Here is an 18,414-nt window from a genome sequence, read left to right as displayed (position 1 = left end):
AATTTCCGGATGATCTGTGTGCCACGTCACGCGCGGGGGAGGGGCGGGTATGCCCCGGATGTTCATGGGTGTCCGAATGCCCGCCCATGAGGGCGTTTCGCGTTTTGCGCGCTCTTGAACACCGCTGGGACCCTGTTTGGTGAGACGTCGGTCACAGTACCGCCGACCTGGTGGGGACGACGGCACAATCCACCCCGTCGGATGCGCTAGAGTCTTCAGTGTTCGCCCCGCCGAGAGGCGCCGGACACCCCGGGCGATTAGCTCAGTTGGCTAGAGCGCGTCGTTCACACCGACGAGGTCACTGGTTCGAGTCCAGTATCGCCCACCCCGATCAAGGTCGGCTCCGATCACCAGGAGCCGGCCTTGTTTGTTTCATCCGACCGCCGCGCCCACCTCGCCGCGCCCCGCGCGCGGCCACCGGCCGCAGACGGCTTTATCGCAGGTCAGCGCCCAGGCAAGGGCGGCGGCGCGCCGACGGCACCAGCCGGAGCGTGTGGCCGACGCCATGGTTGAGGGGCAGGTCCGCTTCGGTGGAAACCTGCTGTCCGATACGCCGGAACCTGGGGAGCCCGCCTCGGGTCAGCCCAGCGAGCGGGCGCGGCGGCGCAGCGAGAACCGGCGGCGGGGCCGGTCGCCCGCGCCGGGGGCCGGGCGGGCGCCCAGCAGCCGCGCCAGCCGGGAGTCGGGGTTGGAGCGCACCGCCCGGTCCTTGGCCTTCTCCTTGGCGGCGTGCGCCCAGCGCCGCGCGTGGCGCAGCAGGTGCTTGGCCCACGCGAACTCCGTGGCCAGCACGGCCAGGCCCAGGACGATGGCGGCGGCGCCCGGGCCGGGGGTCACGCACATGACCACGCCGGCCAGCAGGAAGAAGAGGCCGACGGTGGCCACGACACCGCGCCAGGTCCAGCTCAGCACCGGGTGGGCGTGCATGCGCCGGCGCCACACCCGCAGGCGGGTGCGGAACCGGCGCCACCGCCGCGACGGCCGGTGGGTGCGCGGGTTCGCGGTGGGGGATGCCGCCGGGTCCGGACGGTCGGTCATGGGGCTCGGAGACATGCAGTCACAATATCGGCCGGATCAAGACGAGGTAACGGGCCAAGCCGTGAAAATCCAGAACGATTTCTCGCCCCGTCCTCCGGGCGCTGAGGCGGCGCCTGCGCGCCCCACGTCCCCCGCCCGGCTCCTTGGCCGCACGATCGGCTCCCAGGGGCCCCAGGGCGCTCTCAGTGCGCCGCCCGCTCCGGGGTCCGCGCCTCTCCCAGGCGCCGCCGGCTTCCCGCCGGCCTCGCGCCGGAGCGCCGCACCGGCACTGCCGCGTCGCCGCCGGCGCGCCGCCTCAGCGCCGCGCCCCGTCCGCGCCGCCCGGCCCCTCGTCCTCGGGGTCGTGGCCGTAGATCCAGTCGCCGTGGGCGTTCTCGGCCTCGGCCGCCATGCGCGTCCACGCCTCGGGGGAGTGGTCGCCGCCCGCCCGCACCGCCGCCAGGATCTCCTCGTTGACCTTCCGCAGCCGCTCGGTGCGTTCCCGCCGCCGCAGCGCGTAGCGCTCCAGCGCCGCCCCCGCCTCCAGCGACGTGGCCCCCCGCAGGTGCGCCGCCAGCGCCACCGCGTCCTCCACCGCCTGGTTGGCGGGCTGGGCGAAGAACGGCAGCGTGGGGTGGGCCGCGTCGCCCAGCAGCGCCACCCGGCCCCGGCTCCACACCGGCACCGGCCCGTGGTCGTGCACACCCCACATGCCCACCCACTCCGCCGCCGAGAACAGCTCCCGGGCGGTGGCGCTCCAGCCCTGAAACGCCGACAGCAGGTCGGCCACCCGGCCCCGCGCCGTCCAGGAGCCCGGATCGCGCGCCCCCGCCGGCACGGTCGCCGTGAACGCCACCCGCCGCCCGGCCGCCACCGGGTAGGCGGCGATGTAGCGGTCGCTGCCCGACCACACCCGCACGCGCGGCTCCCGCAGCAGCGCCGGCGCGCGCTCGGCCGGCGCCAGCCCCCGGTAGAGCACCCGCCGGGCCGGCCGGTAGCGGTCGGTGTTCACCAGGCTGCGGATCAGGGAGTTGGCGCCGTCGGCGCCGATGGCGACGTCGCCGTGCACCGACCGCCCGTCGGCGCAGCGCACCGACACGCCGTCGCTGCTCTCCAGCAGGTCGGTGACGTAGTGGCCGCCGCGCACCGCACCCGGGCCCGCCGCCGCCAGCAGCGCCGCGTGCAGATCGGCCCGCAGCAGGGCGAGGTTGGGCGCGCCGTGGCGCTGGGCGTGCACGCCGTCCTGGGGGGTGCTGCCCAGCAGCAGGTCGTCGTCGTAGCGCAGGACGTCGCGGGCCGCCACCGCCACCGCGACCCGCTCCAGCGCCGGCCCCAGGCCCAGGCGGCGCAGCGGCCGTACCGCGTTGGGGGTGAGCACCACGCCCGCGCCCACGGGGGAGGGGTCGGGCGCCTGCTCCAGCACCACGACCTCGTGGCGCGAGCCGGCCATGGCCGCCGCCAGGGCCGTTCCGGCGATGCCGGCACCTACCACCACAACGCGCACGCGCACCCCCGCGCCTCGACTCGGCGGCCTACCCGGGGCGGCCGCCGCCGCCCGCCTCCGGATCCTAATCCGTCCGCCTCCGCCCGACACGGCCCGTTCCGCCGCTTCGGGGCGGTGTCGGCCGCCCGACCGCGCGCGCCCGATAACCAGGGTGAGCGTGGGGAGCGGAGCCGATAGCATCGAAGCGCGGGGCGCGCCCGCACCGGCCCGCGTCCAGCGCGGCCGCCGGCACCGTCCCCGCGCCGCTTCGCCCAAGTCGCCACCCGTCTAAGGAGTGCCACCGTGTCCGTCGTCCCTGAGCTGCGCATCACCCTCGCCGGAACCGAGCGTGCGGTGGCGGCCGGGACGACCGCCGGCCAGGCGCTGGAGGCCGACGGCAGGACCGTGGTCGCCGCCCGCGTCAACGGCGAGCTGCGCGACCTCGCCCACGAACTCGCCGACGGCGACGCCGTCGAAGCCGTCGAGGCCGGCTCCGCCGACGGCCGCGCCATCCTGCGCCACTCCGCCGCCCACGTCATGGCCCAGGCGGTGCAGGAGCTGTTCCCCGAGGCCAAGCTGGGCATCGGCCCGCCCATCGACAACGGGTTCTACTACGACTTCGACGTCGCCGAGCCCTTCACCCCCGACGACCTCAAGCGCATCGAGAAGCGCATGCAGGAGATCGTCAAGCAGGGCCAGCGGTTCGTCCGCCGCGCCGTCAGCGACGACGACGCCCGCGCCGAACTCGCCGGCGAGCCCTACAAGCTGGAGCTGATCGGCCTCAAGGGCGCCGCCGGCGAGGCCGCCGAAGGCGCCGGCGTCGAGGTCGGCGCCGGCGGGCTGACCATCTACGACAACGTCCACCCGCGCACCGGCGAGCTGTGCTGGAAGGACCTGTGCCGGGGGCCGCACCTGCCCACCACCAAGTCCATCCCCGCCTTCAAGCTGATGCGCTCGGCCGCCGCCTATTGGCGCGGCAGCGAGAAGAACCCCCAGCTCCAGCGCATCTACGGCACCGCCTGGGAGTCCCGCGACGCGCTCAAGGAGTACCTCGCCTTCCTGGAGGAGGCCGAGAAGCGCGACCACCGCCGGCTGGGCGCCGAACTCGACCTGTTCTCCTTCCCCGACGAACTCGGCTCGGGCCTGGCGGTGTTCCACCCCAAGGGCGGGGTGATCCGCAAGGAGATGGAGCAGTACTCCCGCCGCCGCCACGAGGAGGCCGGCTACGAGTTCGTCAACACCCCCCACATCTCCAAGGCGAACCTGTTCGAGACCTCGGGGCACCTGCCCAACTACGACGAGGGCATGTTCCCCCCCATGCGGTTCGACGGCCAGGACTACTACCTCAAGGCCATGAACTGCCCCATGCACAACCTCATCTACCGCTCGCGCGGGCGCTCCTACCGCGAGCTGCCGCTCCGGCTGTTCGAGTTCGGCACCGTCTACCGCTACGAGAAGTCCGGTGTCGTGCACGGCCTCACCCGGGCCCGGGGGTTCACCCAGGACGACTCCCACATCTACTGCACCCGCGAGCAGGCCCCCGAGGAGCTGGACAGCCTGCTCCGCTTCGTGCTGGACCTGCTGCGCGACTACGGGCTCAGCGATTTTTACCTGGAGTTGTCCACCCGGGGCGAGTCACCGAAGTTCATCGGCGAGCCCGAGGAGTGGGAGGAGGCCACCGAGCTGCTGCGCCAGGCCGCGCAGAAGCAGGGGCTGGACCTGGTCATGGACCCCGGCGGCGCCGCCTACTACGGCCCCAAGATCTCGGTGCAGGCCAAGGACGCCATCGGGCGTACCTGGCAGATGTCCACCCTCCAGGTCGACCTCCAGCAGCCCAAGCGGTTCGAGTTGGAGTACACCGCCGCCGACGGCTCCCGGCAGCGGCCCATCATGATCCACCGGGCGCTGTTCGGCTCCATCGAGCGGTTCTTCGGGGTGCTGCTGGAGCACTACGCGGGCGCGTTCCCGGCGTGGCTGGCCCCGGTGCAGGCCGTGGGCATCCCCATCGCCGACGAGCACGTCGGCTACCTGGAGGAGTTGGCGGCGCGGCTGCGCGCCGAGGGCATCCGGGTCGAGGTCGACTCCAGCGACGACCGGATGCAGAAGAAGATCCGCAACGCCCAGAAGCAGAAGGTCCCCTTCATGCTGCTGGCCGGCGACGACGACATCAGCAAGGGCGCGGTGTCCTTCCGCTACCGCGACGGCTCCCAGAACAACGGGGTGCCGCTGGACGACGCGGTCGCCGAGATCGTCACCGCGGTGCGCGAGCGCCGGTAGCGGCCCCCGCCGCGGCGCACGCGCCCCCGCGCCCTCCGCGGTGCGGGGGCGCGGCGCGTCGCGGGCCGAACGGCGCCGCCCGGGCCGCAACCCCGGCCGCCCACCGCACCCGGTGCGGCCGCCGGGGGGTCAGAGGGCGGCGCCCGCCCCCGCCGGCACCCGCGCCGGCCGCGCGGCGCCGGCCCGGCGGCACGTCTGGAGGATCTCGGCGGCCACCGCGCGCGGGTTGTCGGCCATGGGGATGTGCCCGCAGCCCAGCAGCGCCACCTGGCGGGCGTGCGGGATGCGGCGCAGCGCCCGGCGCGCCCCGGCGGGCGGCAGCAGCCGGTCGCGGTCGCCCCAGGCCACGGTGACCGGGACGTCGGCCGCCACGCTGCCCTCGAACACGTACCCGGCCACGTGCGGGGTCAGCCGCAGGAACGGGGACCCGGGAAAGAGCACCGAGACGTCGAAGGTGACCGCGCGGGCGGCGTCGGAGGCGGGGTCGCCGCGCAGGAACCGCCGGGCCAGCGCCCGTGCGGCCGGGGTCTCCACCGCCGCCCGCAGCACCGGCGCGGGGATGCGCGCGGCCCAGCGGGCGCCGCGCGATAGGCACCGGGCGCCCGCGATCCGCGGGCCGGTGCCGAACCCGATGGGCGAAAGCGCGGTCACCGAGGCGGCGCGGCCCCGGACGCCCAGTTCCAGCGCCACCGCCCCGCCCAGGGAGTTGCCCGCCACGTGCGGGCGCTCCACCCCGATGCGCTCGCAGAACGCGGCCACGGTGTCGGCCAGCCAGGAGATGTCGTAGGCGCAGTCGGCGCCGGGTGCGGCGGAGTCACCGAACCCGGGCAGGTCGGGCACGATGACGTCGTGGTGACGGGCGAGGACGGGGGCCACGCGCTGCCAGCCGCGGCGGTGGTGGCCCAGCCCGTGCAGCAGCAGCACGGGGGAGCCGTTTCCCCGGCGGTCGTAGACGATGTGCGACGTCTCCATGAACACCAGATGTACCCGATTCGCGGGTGCGTTACCTCGCCGCCGCCCGCGCCGTGGCCCGCGTGGCCCGTGCGGCGGGAGGGGCGCGTGCGGCGCGTCCTGCGGCGACGGCGGGGCCAAGACGCGGTGTGCGGTGAGCCACGCCGTCGGCCGGGCGTGGGGCGGATGTGGTCGGCGTCACTCCGCGGGCTGTCCACTGTCCCCTGTTCGCCGCCCGCCGGAGTGCGGCCGCGCGCCCGGAGGCGCACCGGCCGCCCCCGTGGGACGGCCGGCGCGCCGGCGGGGCGTCGTGGACCGGGGGAGCTGACGCGTGCGGCCCCGCGGGTCGGGCGCCCGACTAGCGGGCAGGCGCCGCGCCGTCCACGTCGCACTCGCGGGCCGGGCGGACGTCCAGGTAGCCCCACTCGACCATGGAGTCGGCGCCCAGGCGGTCCAGGCCGCCCGCCTCGGGCACCAGGTCGGGGCCGAGCAGGACCTGCTCGCCGCCGCCGGGCTGCTCGAAGGCCGGGGCGATCGGGCCGACCTCGGCGGCGAAGTCCTCGGTGACCGCGTAGCAGCGGTAGTTGTGCTCGGGGCCGCCCGGCCAGGTGTTCAGGGAGTCCGGCGGCAGGGCGCGCTCGGGGAACGGGGTGTCGGCGGGGGCGAGGAAGGAGCCGCGGGCCGAGCCGAACCGGTCCAGCAGGGTGCCCTCGCGCACGGTCTCCACCGCCCGCTGGACCTCGCCGTTCTCCACGGCGAACCCGTCGTGGGCGGGGTAGCGCCAGCTCTCGGTGACCTCGCCGGTGGCGTTGTCGACGCCGGTCTCGCGGTGGCGGGCGACGAACGCGACGGGGGTCAGCGCGCCCAGGCGGTCGTACTCGGTCAGGAGTTCGCCGACCACGCCCCCGCGCGGGAGTTCGGCCGGGCCCAGGCGCGGGTCGCCGCACAGGTAGAGGTCGCGCTCCTGGGGGGTGGGCGGGGGCACCGTCACCGTGCACCCGGGCCACTGCCCGGTGGAGGACGCCGGCGCGGCGGCGGTGCCGGAGGCGGCGGCCGGGGCGGGGGCGGCGCAGAGCGCGAGCACGACCGCGCCGGCGGCGGCCGCGACCGGCGCGAGGAGGGGTCGGGGCATGCGGAGGACTCCGTTCAGCGGTGGCCGTGCGGGGGAGGCTGAGCGGGAGCCTCTGCCGGAACGAGGCCATTCAACTACGGAAGGTGACCGCGTGGAGGGGTTTTCGCCAAGGCGGTGTGAGATGGGGACGAGCTCCCCGGGTGAGGCGGGGATGTTGTGCGCGGGGTTGCTAGCATCCTGGCGCCCAGCAGCATCGACGCGAGGAGAACGCCGTGTCGGAACGGACGAGCGGGTCCTCCGCTCAGGTGGAGCGGTGGAGCGCTCCGGGCTCAGAGGCCGTCCAGCGGCTCAAGGACGAACTGGTGGTGGCGCACGAACTCGGCCACGCGCTCCTCGGTGAGGTGGCCGGTATGACCACCCTGGGTTTCAGCCTGGAGTTCGCGGCCCACGACGGCAGTGTCGCCTACCCGGCCGGGCACGCCCGTATCCGGCGGGACGGGGCCGGTCCGTTCGAAGCGGCGATGGGATTGGCGGGGGGAGTGCTCGCGCAGGATCTGTGGGCGCAGTTGCGCGGAGGAGGCGACGACGCACGCCGCTTCGTCTTCCGCGACACGGCCGAGGCCACGGCCCACGACACCGGGTTCATCGCCATGCTGGAAAGGGAGCACGGCGTCGACCGGTCGGCCGTCTTCCGCGCCGTGGAGGGAGCCCTCGCGCAGCCGGAGATGCGCGGCGCACTGGCGGAACTCGTGCTCGACGTGATGCGCGACGTGCCGCGGCGTCGCGTGCGGCCGGTCCGGATCGCGGTGCCGGGCGACTACATCCGCCAGGTGCTGGAGCGCCACGGGGTCGCCCGCGCGGCCGCCATCCCGAATCCCCCCGCGCGCGCCGACCGGGGCGAGCGGGCCGCATCGGAGCAGAAGGTGCGGGAGGCGGCCCGGGTGCCGGGGATCGGCCGGGCGGTGAAAAGCGCCGCCGAGGCCGCCCACCGGGGCGCCCTTGGCCCCGGCCCCTCGGCGGAGCGGTTCCTGAAGCGCTCGCTGCCCGCCCCTGCGCGGCGCCCCGACGACCGCACGCGGGCGGGCCGGGTCACGCCGGCAGGCCCAGCTCCCGGGCGATGAGCATGCGCTGGATCTCCGAGGTGCCCTCGCCGATCTCCAGGATCTTGGCGTCGCGGTAGAACCGGCCGACCGGAGTCTCGTTCATGAACCCGTAGCCGCCGAAGACCTGGGTGGCGGCGCGCGCGTTGTCCATGGCGGCGTTGGAGGCGACCAGTTTGGCGATGGCGGCCTCCTTCTTGAACGGCTCGCCGGCCAGCATGCGCGCGGCGGCGTCGTAGTAGGCCAGGCGGGCGGTGTGGGCGCGGGCCTCCATGTCGGCGATGGCGAACTGGATCGCCTGGTAGCGGCCGATGCTGTGGCCGAACGCCTCGCGCTGCCCGGCGTAGCGGACGCTTTCATCCACGCACCCCTGGGCCAGGCCGACCGCCAGCGCGGCGATGGCGATGCGGCCCTCGTCCAGGATCCGCAGGAACTGGGCGTAGCCGCGCCCGCGCTCGCCCACGAGGTTGCCGGCCGGCACCCGGCAGTCGGTGAAGACGAGTTCGTTGGTGTCGGAGGCGTTCCAGCCGACCTTGGAGTAGTGCTGGCCCACCGCCATGCCCGGAGTGCCCGAGGGGATGAGGATGGCCGAGATCTCGGGGCGGCCGTCGGGGCGGGTGCCGGTGACGGCGGTGACGGTGACCAGCGCGGTGATGTCGGTGCCGGAGTTGGTGATGAAGCACTTGGTGCCGTTGACCGTCCACCGGCCCTCGGCCAGGTCGGCGGTGGTGCGGGTGGCGCCGGCGTCGGAGCCGCCGCCGGGCTCGGTCAGCCCGAACGCCCCCAGCGCCTCGCCCGAGCACAGGCGCGGCAGCCAGGTGCTCTTCTGCTCCTCGCTGCCGAACCGGTGGATCGGCATGGCGCCCAGCGAGACGCCGGCCTCCAGGGTGATGGCCACGGAGGAGTCGGCGCGGGCCAGCTCCTCCAGGGCCAGGCACAGCGCGAAGTAGTCGCCGCCCATGCCGCCGTACTCCTCGGGGAAGGGCAGGCCGAACAGGCCCATGCGGCCCATCTTGGCGACGATGGGGTAGGGGAACGCGCCGCGCTCGTAGTAGTCGCCGATGACCGGCGCCACCTCGGTGCGCGCGAACTCCTCGACGGTGCGGCGCAGCTCCTCGTGCTCCGCGGACAGCCCGTGGGTCATGGCTTCGGCTCCTTGACGGTGGTGGGTGCGAGGGGCGGTGCGTTCCCGGGCTGCGGGGTCTTGGCGTCCTCGGGGGTGATGGCGGCCACGACCTCGTCCATGGCCACGGGGCGGCCCGGGCGGGCGTGCAGTTCGGCGACCGTGCCCGCCACCGGCGCGGTGACGGTGTGCTCCATCTTCATCGCCTCGACCACGGCGAGCGGGCTGCCCGCGCTGACGCGGTCGCCGGGGGCCACGGCCACCGACAGCACGGTGCCGGGCATGGGGCTGCGCACGGTGCCGTCGGCTGCGGCGCCGGCGCCGCGGACGGGGGCCAGGCGGGGGTCGTCGGTGAACCGCCAGGCGGCGCCGTCGCGGCCCAGCCACAGGCCGGCGGGGTCGGCGGCGCGGGCGTAGCGCAGGGTGCGACCGTGGACGGTGACGACGAGGGTGCGGCCGTCGGGGGTGCGGGCGGCGTCGACGGGGAAGGGCGGTGCGCCGTCGACGCTGGCCTCGTAGGCGAACGGCGCGTCCGGCGCGGCGGCGGTGCCGGGGGAGGGGGTGCGGCGGCGCAGCCGGACGACGGCGGGGCCGCGCCGGGGTGCGCGCAGCCGCCAGGTGGTCCAGGCGGGCGCGCCCAGGCGCCATCCGTCGGGGACGGCGAACCGGTCGGCGGTGCGGGGGTCGGGTTCCAGGCCGAGTTGGTGGTCGGCGGCAGCGGCGGCGAGCAGGCCGTCGTCGACGTCGGCTCCGTCGGCCGGCACCAGGGCGGGGGCCAGGTGGGGGGTGAGGTCGGTGCTGAGGTCGCCGGCGCGGACCTGGGGGGCGCGCAGGAGGCGGCGCAGGAACGCGACGTTGGTGTCGCAGCCAAGGAGGGTGTAGCCGGCGAGGGCGGTGTCCATGCGGTCCAGGGCGGCGGCGCGGTCGGGCGCCCAGGTGACGACCTTGGCGAGCATGGGGTCGTAGGCGGAGGTGATCTCGGTGCCCTCGTCCAGGCCGGAGTCGACGCGGACGCCGGGGCCCTCGGGCTCCTCCAGCAGCAGGACGCGGCCGCCGGTGGGCAGGAAGCCCTGGGCGGGGTCCTCGGCGTAGACGCGGGACTCCACGGCGTGGCCGGACATGGCGAGGTCGTCCTGGGTGAAGGGGAGGGGTTCGCCGCGCGCGACGCGGACCTGGAGTTCGACCAGGTCGATGCCGCGCCGCCCGTTGACGGTCACGACGGCCTCGGTGACCGGGTGCTCGACCTGGAGGCGGGTGTTCATCTCCAGGAACGCGTAGGAGAGATCGGGTGCCGTGGTGGGGGAGCCGCCGGGGGCGGCGTCGGGGGCGTCGCCGGGAGTGTCGGCCGGGGTTGTCCCCAGGGGGCGGGAGTGGTGTGGCGCGGGGGAGCGCGGCTCCTGTTGACTTGAAGTAAGGGGTTCCCCCGGGGCCTCGGCCTCGCCGTGCCCGGAGCCGGCCGGGCCGCCGCCGTCGGAACCCTCGGGCGCGCCCGTCCACAGGCGGGCGGATCCGGTTGGCGCGGCGGGTTCGGCCTGGGGTTGACTTGAGACAAGGGGTTCCCCCGGGGCCTCGGCCGCGGCGTGCCCGCCGCCCGGCGCCGCCTCACCCTCGCCCCCCGCCTCCTCGGGCGGCTGCACGATGAACTCCACCGTCCCCGCGCCCACATACCCGCACGCGCGGGCGGCCGCCACCGCGGCGCGGCCCATCGCGGCGCGCTGCGCGGGGGTGAGCAGCGGCGAGGGCGCCTCCTCCACGATCTTCTGGTGGCGCCGCTGGAGGCTGCACTCCCGCTCGCCCAGGTGCACCACGTTGCCGTGCGCGTCGGCCAGCACCTGCACCTCGATGTGCCGGGGCCGCCGCACCAGCCGCTCCACCAGCAGGGTGGAGTCGCCGAACGCGGCGCGGGCCTCGCGCCGGGCGGCCGCCGCGGCCGCCGCGAGTTCGCCGGGGGACTCCACGACGCGCATGCCCTTGCCGCCGCCGCCCGCCGAGGGCTTGATCAGCAGCGGGTAACCCACCTCGGCGGCGGCGCGCGCCAGCGCGGCGTCGTCCATCGGCTGCCCGGGTTTTTCGGAGAACCCGGGCAGCAGCGGCACCCCGGCGGCGGCGACCTCCCGCTTGGCGCGGATCTTGTCGCCCATGGCCTCGATCGCGGCGGGCGGGGGGCCGATGAACACCAGGCCGGCCTCCGCGCAGAGCCGGGCGAACGCGGCGTTCTCGGCGAGGAACCCGTAGCCCGGGTGCACCATCTGCGCTCCCGCGTCGCGGGCGGCGGCCACGATGGCGGCGGCGTTGAGGTAGCTGTCGGCGAGCGCGGCACCCCCGACGCACACGGCGGTGTCGGCGGCGCGCACGTGCCGGGCGCCGGCGTCGGCGGTGCTGTGGACGGCGACCGTGCGCAGGCCCATACGGCGCAGCGTGCGGATGATCCGCACCGCGATCTCGCCGCGGTTGGCCACGAGCACGGTCGCGGCGCCGGCGGGCGCGCCGGTCCCGGAGCCGGCGGCGGCCGCGTCGGCGCCCGTGGCGGCGGGCACCGGCGGCACCGCCGCCTCGGTGGTTGCGGCGGATTCAGCGGTGGTCATGGTCGCACCTCACATCCGGAAGACGCCGTAGCCCACGGGCTCCAGCGGGGCGTATCGGGCAGCCTCCAGGCCCAGGGCCAGCACGGTGCGGGTGTCGGCGGGGTCGATCACGCCGTCGTCCCAGAGCCGGGCCGTGGAGTAGTAGGGGTCCCCCTGGCGTTCGTACTGGTCGCGGATGGGCGCCTTGAACTCCTCGTCGGCCTGGGCGGGCCAGTCCTCGCCGCGCGCCGCCTTCTGGTCGCGCCGCACCGTGGCCAGCACCGACGCCGCCTGCTCGCCGCCCATCACCGAGATCCGCGCGTTGGGCCACATCCACAGAAACCGGGGGGAGTAGGCCCGGCCGCACATGCTGTAGTTGCCGGCCCCGAAGGACCCGCCGATCACCACGGTGAACTTGGGCACCCGCGCGCACGCCACCGCCGTGACCATCTTCGCGCCGTGCTTGGCGATACCGCCGGCCTCGTAGTCGCGGCCCACCATGAACCCCGAGATGTTCTGGAGGAACACCAGCGGGGTGCTGCGCCGGTCGCACAGTTCGATGAAGTGGGCGCCCTTCAGCGCCGACTCCCCGAACAGGATCCCGTTGTTGGCCACGATCCCCACCGGGTGGCCGTGCAGGCGGGCGAACCCGGTGACCAGGGTGGTGCCGTACTCGGCCTTGAACTCGGCGAACTCCCCGGCGTCGACGATGCGGGCGATGACCTCGCGCACGTCGTAGGGGGTGCGGGTGTCGGTGGGCACCACCCCGTACAGCTCGGCGGGGTCGTAGGCCGGGGGCCGGGGCTCGGCGCGCTCCCAGGCGGGTTCGCCGCGCGGGCCGAAGGTCGACGCGATCTGGCGCACGAGGGCCAGCGCGTGGGCGTCGTCGTCGGCGAGGTGGTCGGCCACCCCCGACACCCGGGCGTGGACCTCGCCGCCGCCCAGCTCCTCGGCCGTGACGACCTCGCCGGTGGCGGCCTTCACCAGCGGCGGCCCGCCGAGGAAGATCGTGCCCTGCTCCCGCACGATCACCGCCTCGTCGCTCATGGCCGGGACGTAGGCGCCGCCGGCGGTGCAGGAGCCCAGCACCGCCGCGATCTGGGGGATGCCCAGCCGCGACATCGTCGCCTGGTTGTAGAAGATCCGCCCGAAGTGCTCGCGGTCGGGGAACACCTCGTCCTGCATCGGCAGGAACGCGCCGCCGGAGTCGGCGAGGTAGACGCACGGCAGCCGGTTGTGCAGCGCGACCTCCTGGGCGCGCAGGTGCTTCTTCACCGTCATGGGGTAGTAGCTGCCGCCCTTGACGGTGGCGTCGTTGGCGACCACCACGACCTCGCGCCCGCTCACCCGCCCGATGCCGGTGATGATCCCGGCGGCGGGGGCGTCCTGGCCGTCGTCGCCGTAGAGGCCGTATGCGGCCAGCGGCGACAGCTCCAGGAACGGGGAGCCGGGGTCCAGCAGCGCGTCCACCCGGTCGCGCGGCAGCAGCTTGCCGCGCTCGGTGTGGCGGACGCGGGTCTTCTCGGGGCCGCCCAGGGCCGCGGTCTCCAACCGCGCGCGCAGTTCGGCGGCCAGCGCCCGGTTGGCCTCGGCGTTGCGGGCGAAGGCGGGGCCGTCGGTGTCGACGGACGAGGTGAGCACCGGTGCCGCGCGCATGGTTCGCCTCCGCTGTTAATGACCGTTAACATCGGCGATGTTAGTGACCGTTAACGTGGGTGTCCAGCGTCACGCCGCGCCGGTTCGCGAAGGGAGGCGCCGCCATGGCCCAGCGCCCCGCGGGCGCCCGCCGCGCCGAGATCCTGCGCGCCGCCGCCGTCCTGTTCGCCGAGCGCGGGTTCCACGGGGTCACCATCGACGACCTCGGCCGCGCGGTGGGCACCAGCGGCCCCGCCCTCTACCGGCACTTCCCCGGCAAGGAGGCGCTGCTGGCGGCCGTGCTGATCGACGTCAGCGAGCGCCTGGCCGCCGACGCCCGCGCCCGCGCCGCCGCCGAGCCCGACCCCCGCGAGGCGCTGCGCGCCATGCTGCGCGGCCACATCGACTTCGCCCTCACCGAACCCGCGCTGATCACCGTGCACGACCGCGAACTCGGCAACGTCCCCGAGCCCGAGCGCCGCCGCGTGCGCCGCCTCCAGCGCGGCTACGTCGAGCAGTGGGTGGCGGTGCTGGCGCGGCTGCGCCCCGGCGCCGGCGCGCCCGTCCTGCGCGCGGCCGTGCACGCCGCGTTCGGCCTGCTCAACTCCACCCCGCACAGCGCCGGGGAACTGCCGCCCGAGCGCATGGGCGCGCTGCTGCTGGAGATGGCCACCGCAGCCCTGCTCGCCGAGAGCTGAGCCCGGCCGGCCCCGGGGCGCCCGCTGATCCCGCGCCGCCGCAGGTCCGGGCGCACCGGCGCCGACGTTTGACCGCACCGGCCTCGGGCAGCCCTGCACCAGACGGACAGTTGCGCCCGCCGGCGCCCCGCACCAGCGGGGCGGGGCGGGCCGCCGTAGGCGTCGACAAGGAGTGGAGCGACGATGGCACGGCCTCGCATTGTGGTGATCGGCGCGGGCTTCGCGGGCCTGCACGCGCTGCGCCGACTGGAGAAGCGCGTTCCCAAGCAGGCGGCCGACCTCGTGCTCATCGCCCCCAACGACTACATGCTCTACAGCCCCCTGCTGCCGCAGGTGGCCTCGGGCCTGCTCACCCCCCAGTCGGTGGCGGTGTCCCTGCACCGCTGCCTGCGCCGCACCCGCATGGTGCCCGGCTCGGCCATCGGCATCGACACCGACGCCAAGGCCGTGCTGGTGCGCAAGATCTCCGACGAGCTGACCGTGGAGCGCTACGACCGGCTCATCCTCGCGCCGGGCAGCCTCACCCGCGTCTTCGACATCCCTGGGCTCACCGAGTACGCCTACGGCAACAAGAACCTCGCCGAGGCGACCGTGCTGCGCGACCACGTGCTGGCCCAGTTGGAGCTGGCCAACGCCACCTCCGACCCCGTCGAGCGCGAGGAGCGCTGCCGGTTCATCGTGGTGGGCGGCGGCTACACCGGGGTCGAGACCGCCGCGTCGCTGCGCCGCCTCACCGACGAGGCCGCGCGGCTCTACCCCTCCCTGGGATCGGCGATCTCCTGGCACCTGGTCGACATCGCGCCCCGGCTGCTGCCCGAACTGGGCACCAAGCTCGGTGAGAACGCGCTGGACCTGCTGCGCCGCATGGGGGTGGAGGTCAGCCTGGAGGTGTCGGTCAAGGAGGTCACCGAGCACAAGGTCGCCCTCACCGACGGCCGGGTGCTGCCCTGCCGCACCCTGATCTGGACGGCCGGGACCTCGCCCAGCCCGCTCATGGAGTCGGTGGGCACCGAGACCAGCCGCGGCAAGCTGGTGGTGGGCTCCGACCTCGCGGTGCCCGACCACCCCGACGTCTTCGCCATCGGCGACGCCGCGGCCGTGCCCGACCTCAGCAAGGAGGACACCGGCGCCATCTGCCCGCCCACCGCCCAGTACGCCGAGCGCCAGGGCGTGGTGGCCGCCGACAACGTCATCGCCTCGCTCACCCGGCGGGCGCTGCGCCCCTTCGAGCACAAGGACCTCGGCCTGGTGGTGGACCTCGGCGGCAACGACGCGGTGGCGCGGCCGCTGGGCTACGACCTCTCCGGCCTGCCCGCCTTCGCCGTGACCCGCGGCTACCACCTGTACTCGCTGCCGTCCAACCCGGCGCGCGCCCGAGTTGCGGCCAACTGGCTGATCCGCGCGCTGACCGGCGGCGAGGTCTCGCGGCTGGGCTTCCACCAGGGCAAGCCCTCGACGTTCGTGGACCTTGAGGCGGCCCACTACCTCGACCCCGAGGACTCCCGCCGGGAGAGCGCCCGGCTGCTGGACAACGCCGCCGCCCGCTCGGGGGCCTAGCCCCGAGCCGGAACGGGAACGAGAACGGGGGCGGGGCGCACCGCGCGGTGCGCCCCGCCCCCGTTGCGCCGGACACCGCCCGGCGGGCGGGACCTCAGCGGACGATCTCGTAGCCGGCCTCGTCGACGGCGGCGTCGAGTTGGGCGTCGCTCAGCGGGGCCTCGCTCTCGACGTGCACCCGCCCGCTGGCCAGGTCGACGTCGACGGTGGTCACACCGGGCAGCGCCGAGACCTCCTCGGTGACGGCCTTGACGCAGTGCTCGCAGGTCATGCCCTTGACGGTGACAGTGGTGCCGGCCATGATCGGCCCCTTCCTAGCGGACGTGGCGGAGTGGGGGCGGGGTCAGGACCGCACCAGCCGGGCGATCGCCTCGGAGGCCTCGCGCACCTTCTCGTCGGCCTCCTCGCCGCCGTTGGCGACGGCGTGGCCCACGCAGTGCTTGAGGTGCTCGTCCAGCATCGACAGCGCGAACGACCGCAGCGCCTTGTTGACCGCGGCGGTCTGGGTGAGGATGTCGATGCAGTAGGCGTCGTCCTCGACCATCCGCTGGAGCCCACGCACCTGGCCCTCGATCCGGCGGAGCCGGTTGAGGTGGCTCTGCTTGTTGTCGTGGTACCCGTAGGTGGCCATCTGGGTGCTCCCCTGGGTTTCCCGCTCTCCAGCCATGAGAATATACCCCCTTCGGGTATAGAAGCGTCGTATGCCCCTGCGGCATTCCCGAGGAACGGCGCACCGTCCGGCCACGGCACCGGGAAGCGCTGCCTCCAGTATGGCCGCCCCGGCGGACCAACCGGTGATCTTCCGGACAAGCCGGGCCGGGCGGCGTGCCTGGTGGCGGGGCGGGCGCGGGCCTGCGTCCCGCCGGGGTCGCGCCGGCGTCACCGGCGCCGGGAGCGCAGCCCCACCCGCTTCAACTCCAGGTCGGCGAGTTGGGCGATGACGGCGCGGTCGCCCGCCCGCCAGGCGCCCACCGGGTCGGGGTGCACGGCGGTCAGCCGCCGGGGCTGGGCCGAGGCCATCGCCCGCAGCGCCAGCAGGGAGGCGCCCGCCTCCTCCGGCAGCGCCCGCAGCGCCGCCGCCCCGCCGGCGCGGCGCATCCAGCGGGCCCGCGTCAGCAGCCACACCAGCAGCGCGAACAGGACCGGCATGGCCGCCGTCAGCAGCGGCAGCACCAGCGCGACCAGGCCCATGGTCTCCTGGAAGCCCTGCCCCGCCTCGCTGAGCGAGGTCCCCGCCTCGCCCACGCTGGTGAACGGCGCGGCCAGGCTGTCCCCGGCCAGGGGGACCTCGCGCACCCGCTCGGCCGCGTCGGCCATGTTGTCCGCGAACCCCTGGCCCGCCGACTCCATCAACTCGCCCGGCACCGCCAGCGCGCTCAGCATGTCGTGCAGGGCCAGGCCCGCCCACACCCAGGCGGCGATCCAGGCCGCGGTGGCCGTGTCGGCGCACAGTTGGAGGAGGAAGCGCAGCGGGCGGTCGGCGTAGATGGTCATGGCGTCTCCAGCCGGGGAATAGGGGGCATCCGGAGCATCGGGGGTGAACCGGGGGGAGTCCGGCGTCTCCCCGCCCATGCAGTCCCCAGCACGGCGGCGCTTAGACCTCGCCGCGGCGAAATCCTGCCACGGGACGCCCCGCGAGCGGCGGCCTCGCGCGGTGCGCGCCCGCGGGCCGTGCTTGCGATCGGGGCCGCGCCCGCCCACGATTGATCACATGAGCGACTCCAAGAGCCAGGAGAACACCATCCTCACCCGGATCAAGGATCTGGTCACCGAGGAACGCGACCTCCGCGAGCAGAGCGAGCACCGCCTCACGCCCGAGGAGCGCCAGCGCATGCGCGCGCTGGAGCAGGAACTCGACCAGTGCTGGGACCTACTGCGCCAGCGCCGTGCCCGCGAGGAGTTCGGCGAGAACCCCGACGAGGCCAGCGTCCGGCCCAAGGGCGAGGTCGAGGGCTACCGCCAGTAGCGGAGTCCCCGGGGCGGGGCGCGGCGCCCCACGACGGGTCGCGCGCCGCGCGGTGCGCGCGGCCGCGCCCGGCGCGGCCGCAATCACGGAGGTGCAAACCCGGAACCTTCGCGCGGTCGGGCGCGTCTCACTCCCCAAACGCATGCCGCCGCCGCGCGCGGGCAGCGCCCGCCGAGGGCGGCGGCCGGAGCACGAGACGATCGGGTCGCCCCTCGATGCTGGAAGTACTCACCGGTACCGGACTCGCCTCGGCGGCCGGGCTCAACGCCTACGTGCCGCTGCTGACCGTGGGCCTGATCGCCCGCTACACCGACCTGCTGCCGCTGGGGCCGGGATGGCAGTGGCTGGAGCACCCGGCCGTCCTGGTCGTTTTGGGCGTGCTGCTGGCCCTGGAGGTCACCGCCGACAAGATCCCGGCCGTCGACAGCGTCAACGACATCGTCCAGACCTTCGTGCGCCCCACCTCGGGCGGCATCACCTTCGGCGCCGGCGCCTCGGCCGTGACCGCCGGCGACCTCGCGGCCGCCGGCGAGGGCGGCGGGTCGTGGTGGCCGGTCATCGCCGGCGTGCTCATCGCGCTCGTCTTCCACCTGCTCAAGTCCGCCGCCCGCCCCGTCCTCAACGCCGTGACCTTCGGCGCGGGCGGCCCCGTGGTCAGCACCTTCGAGGACATCGCCAGCGTGGCCACCTCCGTGCTGGCCGTGGTGGTGCCCCTGCTCATCCTGGTGGTCGTGCCGCTGCTGGCGCTCATCGGCGTGTGGGCCTGGCGCCGCCGGCGCCGCCGCAAGGCCGAGCACCGCGGCACCGCCGTACCCGGCGTGCCCTAGATCGTTGATGGGGTTTTCTGAATCTCCTGCGGACATGGCGAAGGGCGTCGAGGATCGGTGTGTGACGACCAACCTTGACGCCCTTCTGACCGCACTCTACGTCCATCTGGACGACCACGTCCTGCCTTCGCGCGAACAACCCGT

The 18,414-nt window shown here is 75.0% G+C and carries 15 protein-coding genes, 1 tRNA gene and 2 pseudogenes; 7 read left to right on the top strand and 11 right to left on the bottom strand.

Features of this window, described 5'->3' with window-relative positions:
- The first annotated feature begins 251 nt into the window (after positions 1-251).
- Positions 252-325, top strand: a tRNA-Val gene (locus LG943_RS12485).
- 254 nt (positions 326-579) lie between these two features.
- Here the strand turns inward: LG943_RS12485 and LG943_RS12480 are convergent.
- Positions 580-1,053, bottom strand: coding sequence for a PGPGW domain-containing protein (locus LG943_RS12480; RefSeq protein ID WP_270072423.1), 474 nt, complete (start codon positions 1,051-1,053; stop codon positions 580-582).
- A 280-nt stretch (positions 1,054-1,333) separates the two neighbouring features.
- Complete coding sequence (locus tag LG943_RS12475; RefSeq protein WP_270072422.1) at positions 1,334-2,512, bottom strand: FAD-dependent monooxygenase; 1,179 nt, start codon at positions 2,510-2,512, stop codon at positions 1,334-1,336.
- Positions 2,513-2,803: 291 nt separating this feature from the next.
- On the opposite strand from LG943_RS12475, the gene thrS reads away from it, so the two are divergent.
- Positions 2,804-4,777, top strand: a complete 1,974-nt coding sequence (thrS, locus tag LG943_RS12470) for a threonine--tRNA ligase (protein ID WP_270072421.1) — start codon at positions 2,804-2,806, stop codon at positions 4,775-4,777.
- 129 nt (positions 4,778-4,906) lie between these two features.
- Here the strand turns inward: thrS and LG943_RS12465 are convergent, their stop codons facing one another.
- Positions 4,907-5,749: an alpha/beta fold hydrolase gene (locus tag LG943_RS12465; protein WP_270072420.1), complete on the bottom strand. Its 843-nt coding sequence runs from the start codon at positions 5,747-5,749 to the stop codon at positions 4,907-4,909.
- A 337-nt stretch (positions 5,750-6,086) separates the two neighbouring features.
- Complete coding sequence (locus LG943_RS12460) at positions 6,087-6,860, bottom strand: TNT domain-containing protein (RefSeq protein WP_270072419.1); 774 nt, start codon at positions 6,858-6,860, stop codon at positions 6,087-6,089.
- A gap of 212 nt (positions 6,861-7,072) precedes the next feature.
- On the opposite strand from LG943_RS12460, the gene LG943_RS12455 reads away from it, so the two are divergent.
- Entirely contained in the window at positions 7,073-7,921 is an 849-nt protein-coding gene (locus LG943_RS12455) for a hypothetical protein (RefSeq protein WP_270072418.1), read from the top strand.
- Here the strand turns inward: LG943_RS12455 and LG943_RS12450 are convergent.
- From LG943_RS12450 to LG943_RS12440, 4 genes and pseudogenes are all read right to left on the bottom strand, one after another.
- Positions 7,890-9,044 carry an acyl-CoA dehydrogenase family protein gene (locus LG943_RS12450; protein ID WP_270072417.1) on the bottom strand — a complete coding sequence of 385 codons (1,155 nt, stop codon included), beginning with the start codon at positions 9,042-9,044 and terminating at the stop codon, positions 7,890-7,892. The genes LG943_RS12455 and LG943_RS12450 overlap by 32 nt on opposite strands.
- Positions 9,041-10,303: pseudogene (locus LG943_RS27765) on the bottom strand (biotin/lipoyl-containing protein); the annotation flags it as partial. The gene LG943_RS12450 and the pseudogene LG943_RS27765, both read right to left, overlap by 4 nt.
- 351 nt (positions 10,304-10,654) lie before the next feature.
- A pseudogene (locus tag LG943_RS27760) lies at positions 10,655-11,608 on the bottom strand (ATP-binding protein); the annotation flags it as partial.
- A 9-nt stretch (positions 11,609-11,617) separates the two neighbouring features.
- Entirely contained in the window at positions 11,618-13,228 is a 1,611-nt protein-coding gene (locus tag LG943_RS12440; RefSeq protein WP_270072514.1) for a carboxyl transferase domain-containing protein, read from the bottom strand.
- 119 nt (positions 13,229-13,347) lie between these two features.
- Between LG943_RS12440 and LG943_RS12435 the strand changes: the two genes are divergently transcribed.
- Both LG943_RS12435 and LG943_RS12430 read left to right on the top strand, forming a co-directional pair.
- Positions 13,348-13,920, top strand: a complete 573-nt coding sequence (locus LG943_RS12435) for an SACE_7040 family transcriptional regulator (protein ID WP_270072416.1) — start codon at positions 13,348-13,350, stop codon at positions 13,918-13,920.
- Between the two features lie 183 nt (positions 13,921-14,103).
- Positions 14,104-15,477: an NAD(P)/FAD-dependent oxidoreductase gene (locus LG943_RS12430; protein ID WP_270072415.1), complete on the top strand. Its 1,374-nt coding sequence runs from the start codon at positions 14,104-14,106 to the stop codon at positions 15,475-15,477.
- A 94-nt stretch (positions 15,478-15,571) separates the two neighbouring features.
- On the opposite strand, the gene LG943_RS12425 is transcribed toward LG943_RS12430, so the two are convergent.
- The 3 genes from LG943_RS12425 to LG943_RS12415 form a co-directional block, all read right to left on the bottom strand.
- Entirely contained in the window at positions 15,572-15,778 is a 207-nt protein-coding gene (locus LG943_RS12425; protein ID WP_270072414.1) for a heavy-metal-associated domain-containing protein, read from the bottom strand.
- A 42-nt stretch (positions 15,779-15,820) separates the two neighbouring features.
- Positions 15,821-16,108, bottom strand: coding sequence for a metal-sensitive transcriptional regulator (locus tag LG943_RS12420; protein WP_270072413.1), 288 nt, complete (start codon positions 16,106-16,108; stop codon positions 15,821-15,823).
- A gap of 248 nt (positions 16,109-16,356) precedes the next feature.
- A complete protein-coding gene (locus tag LG943_RS12415; protein WP_270072412.1) occupies positions 16,357-16,971 on the bottom strand; it encodes a hypothetical protein in 615 nt (204 codons plus the stop codon).
- Positions 16,972-17,188: 217 nt separating this feature from the next.
- Between LG943_RS12415 and LG943_RS12410 the strand changes: the two genes are divergently transcribed.
- A complete protein-coding gene (locus tag LG943_RS12410; RefSeq protein ID WP_270072411.1) occupies positions 17,189-17,443 on the top strand; it encodes a DUF2630 family protein in 255 nt (84 codons plus the stop codon).
- A 215-nt stretch (positions 17,444-17,658) separates the two neighbouring features.
- Positions 17,659-18,270, top strand: a complete 612-nt coding sequence (locus LG943_RS12405; RefSeq protein ID WP_270072410.1) for a DUF4126 domain-containing protein — start codon at positions 17,659-17,661, stop codon at positions 18,268-18,270.
- Positions 18,271-18,414: the final 144 nt, after the last annotated feature.

The sequence above is a fragment of the Streptomonospora mangrovi genome, assembly GCF_027604915.1.
Taxonomy (GTDB): Bacteria; Actinomycetota; Actinomycetes; order Streptosporangiales; family Streptosporangiaceae; genus Streptomonospora; species Streptomonospora mangrovi.
Note: the sequence above shows the minus strand (reverse complement) of the source record. Positions and strands in the feature narration are given on the sequence as shown.

Excerpts from the sequence above, each read along its gene's own strand:
- LG943_RS12480 (WP_270072423.1), bottom strand. The coding sequence starts at position 1,053 with ATGTCTCCGAGCCCCATGACCGACCGTCCGGACCCGGCGGCATCCCCC.
- LG943_RS12465 (WP_270072420.1), bottom strand. The coding sequence starts at position 5,749 with ATGGAGACGTCGCACATCGTCTACGACCGCCGGGGAAACGGCTCCCCC.
- LG943_RS12460 (WP_270072419.1), bottom strand. The coding sequence starts at position 6,860 with ATGCCCCGACCCCTCCTCGCGCCGGTCGCGGCCGCCGCCGGCGCGGTC.
- LG943_RS12450 (WP_270072417.1), bottom strand. The coding sequence starts at position 9,044 with ATGACCCACGGGCTGTCCGCGGAGCACGAGGAGCTGCGCCGCACCGTC.
- LG943_RS12435 (WP_270072416.1), top strand. The coding sequence starts at position 13,348 with ATGGCCCAGCGCCCCGCGGGCGCCCGCCGCGCCGAGATCCTGCGCGCC.
- LG943_RS12430 (WP_270072415.1), top strand. The coding sequence starts at position 14,104 with ATGGCACGGCCTCGCATTGTGGTGATCGGCGCGGGCTTCGCGGGCCTG.
- LG943_RS12425 (WP_270072414.1), bottom strand. The coding sequence starts at position 15,778 with ATGGCCGGCACCACTGTCACCGTCAAGGGCATGACCTGCGAGCACTGC.
- LG943_RS12420 (WP_270072413.1), bottom strand. The coding sequence starts at position 16,108 with ATGGCCACCTACGGGTACCACGACAACAAGCAGAGCCACCTCAACCGG.
- LG943_RS12415 (WP_270072412.1), bottom strand. The coding sequence starts at position 16,971 with ATGACCATCTACGCCGACCGCCCGCTGCGCTTCCTCCTCCAACTGTGC.
- LG943_RS12410 (WP_270072411.1), top strand. The coding sequence starts at position 17,189 with ATGAGCGACTCCAAGAGCCAGGAGAACACCATCCTCACCCGGATCAAG.
- LG943_RS12405 (WP_270072410.1), top strand. The coding sequence starts at position 17,659 with ATGCTGGAAGTACTCACCGGTACCGGACTCGCCTCGGCGGCCGGGCTC.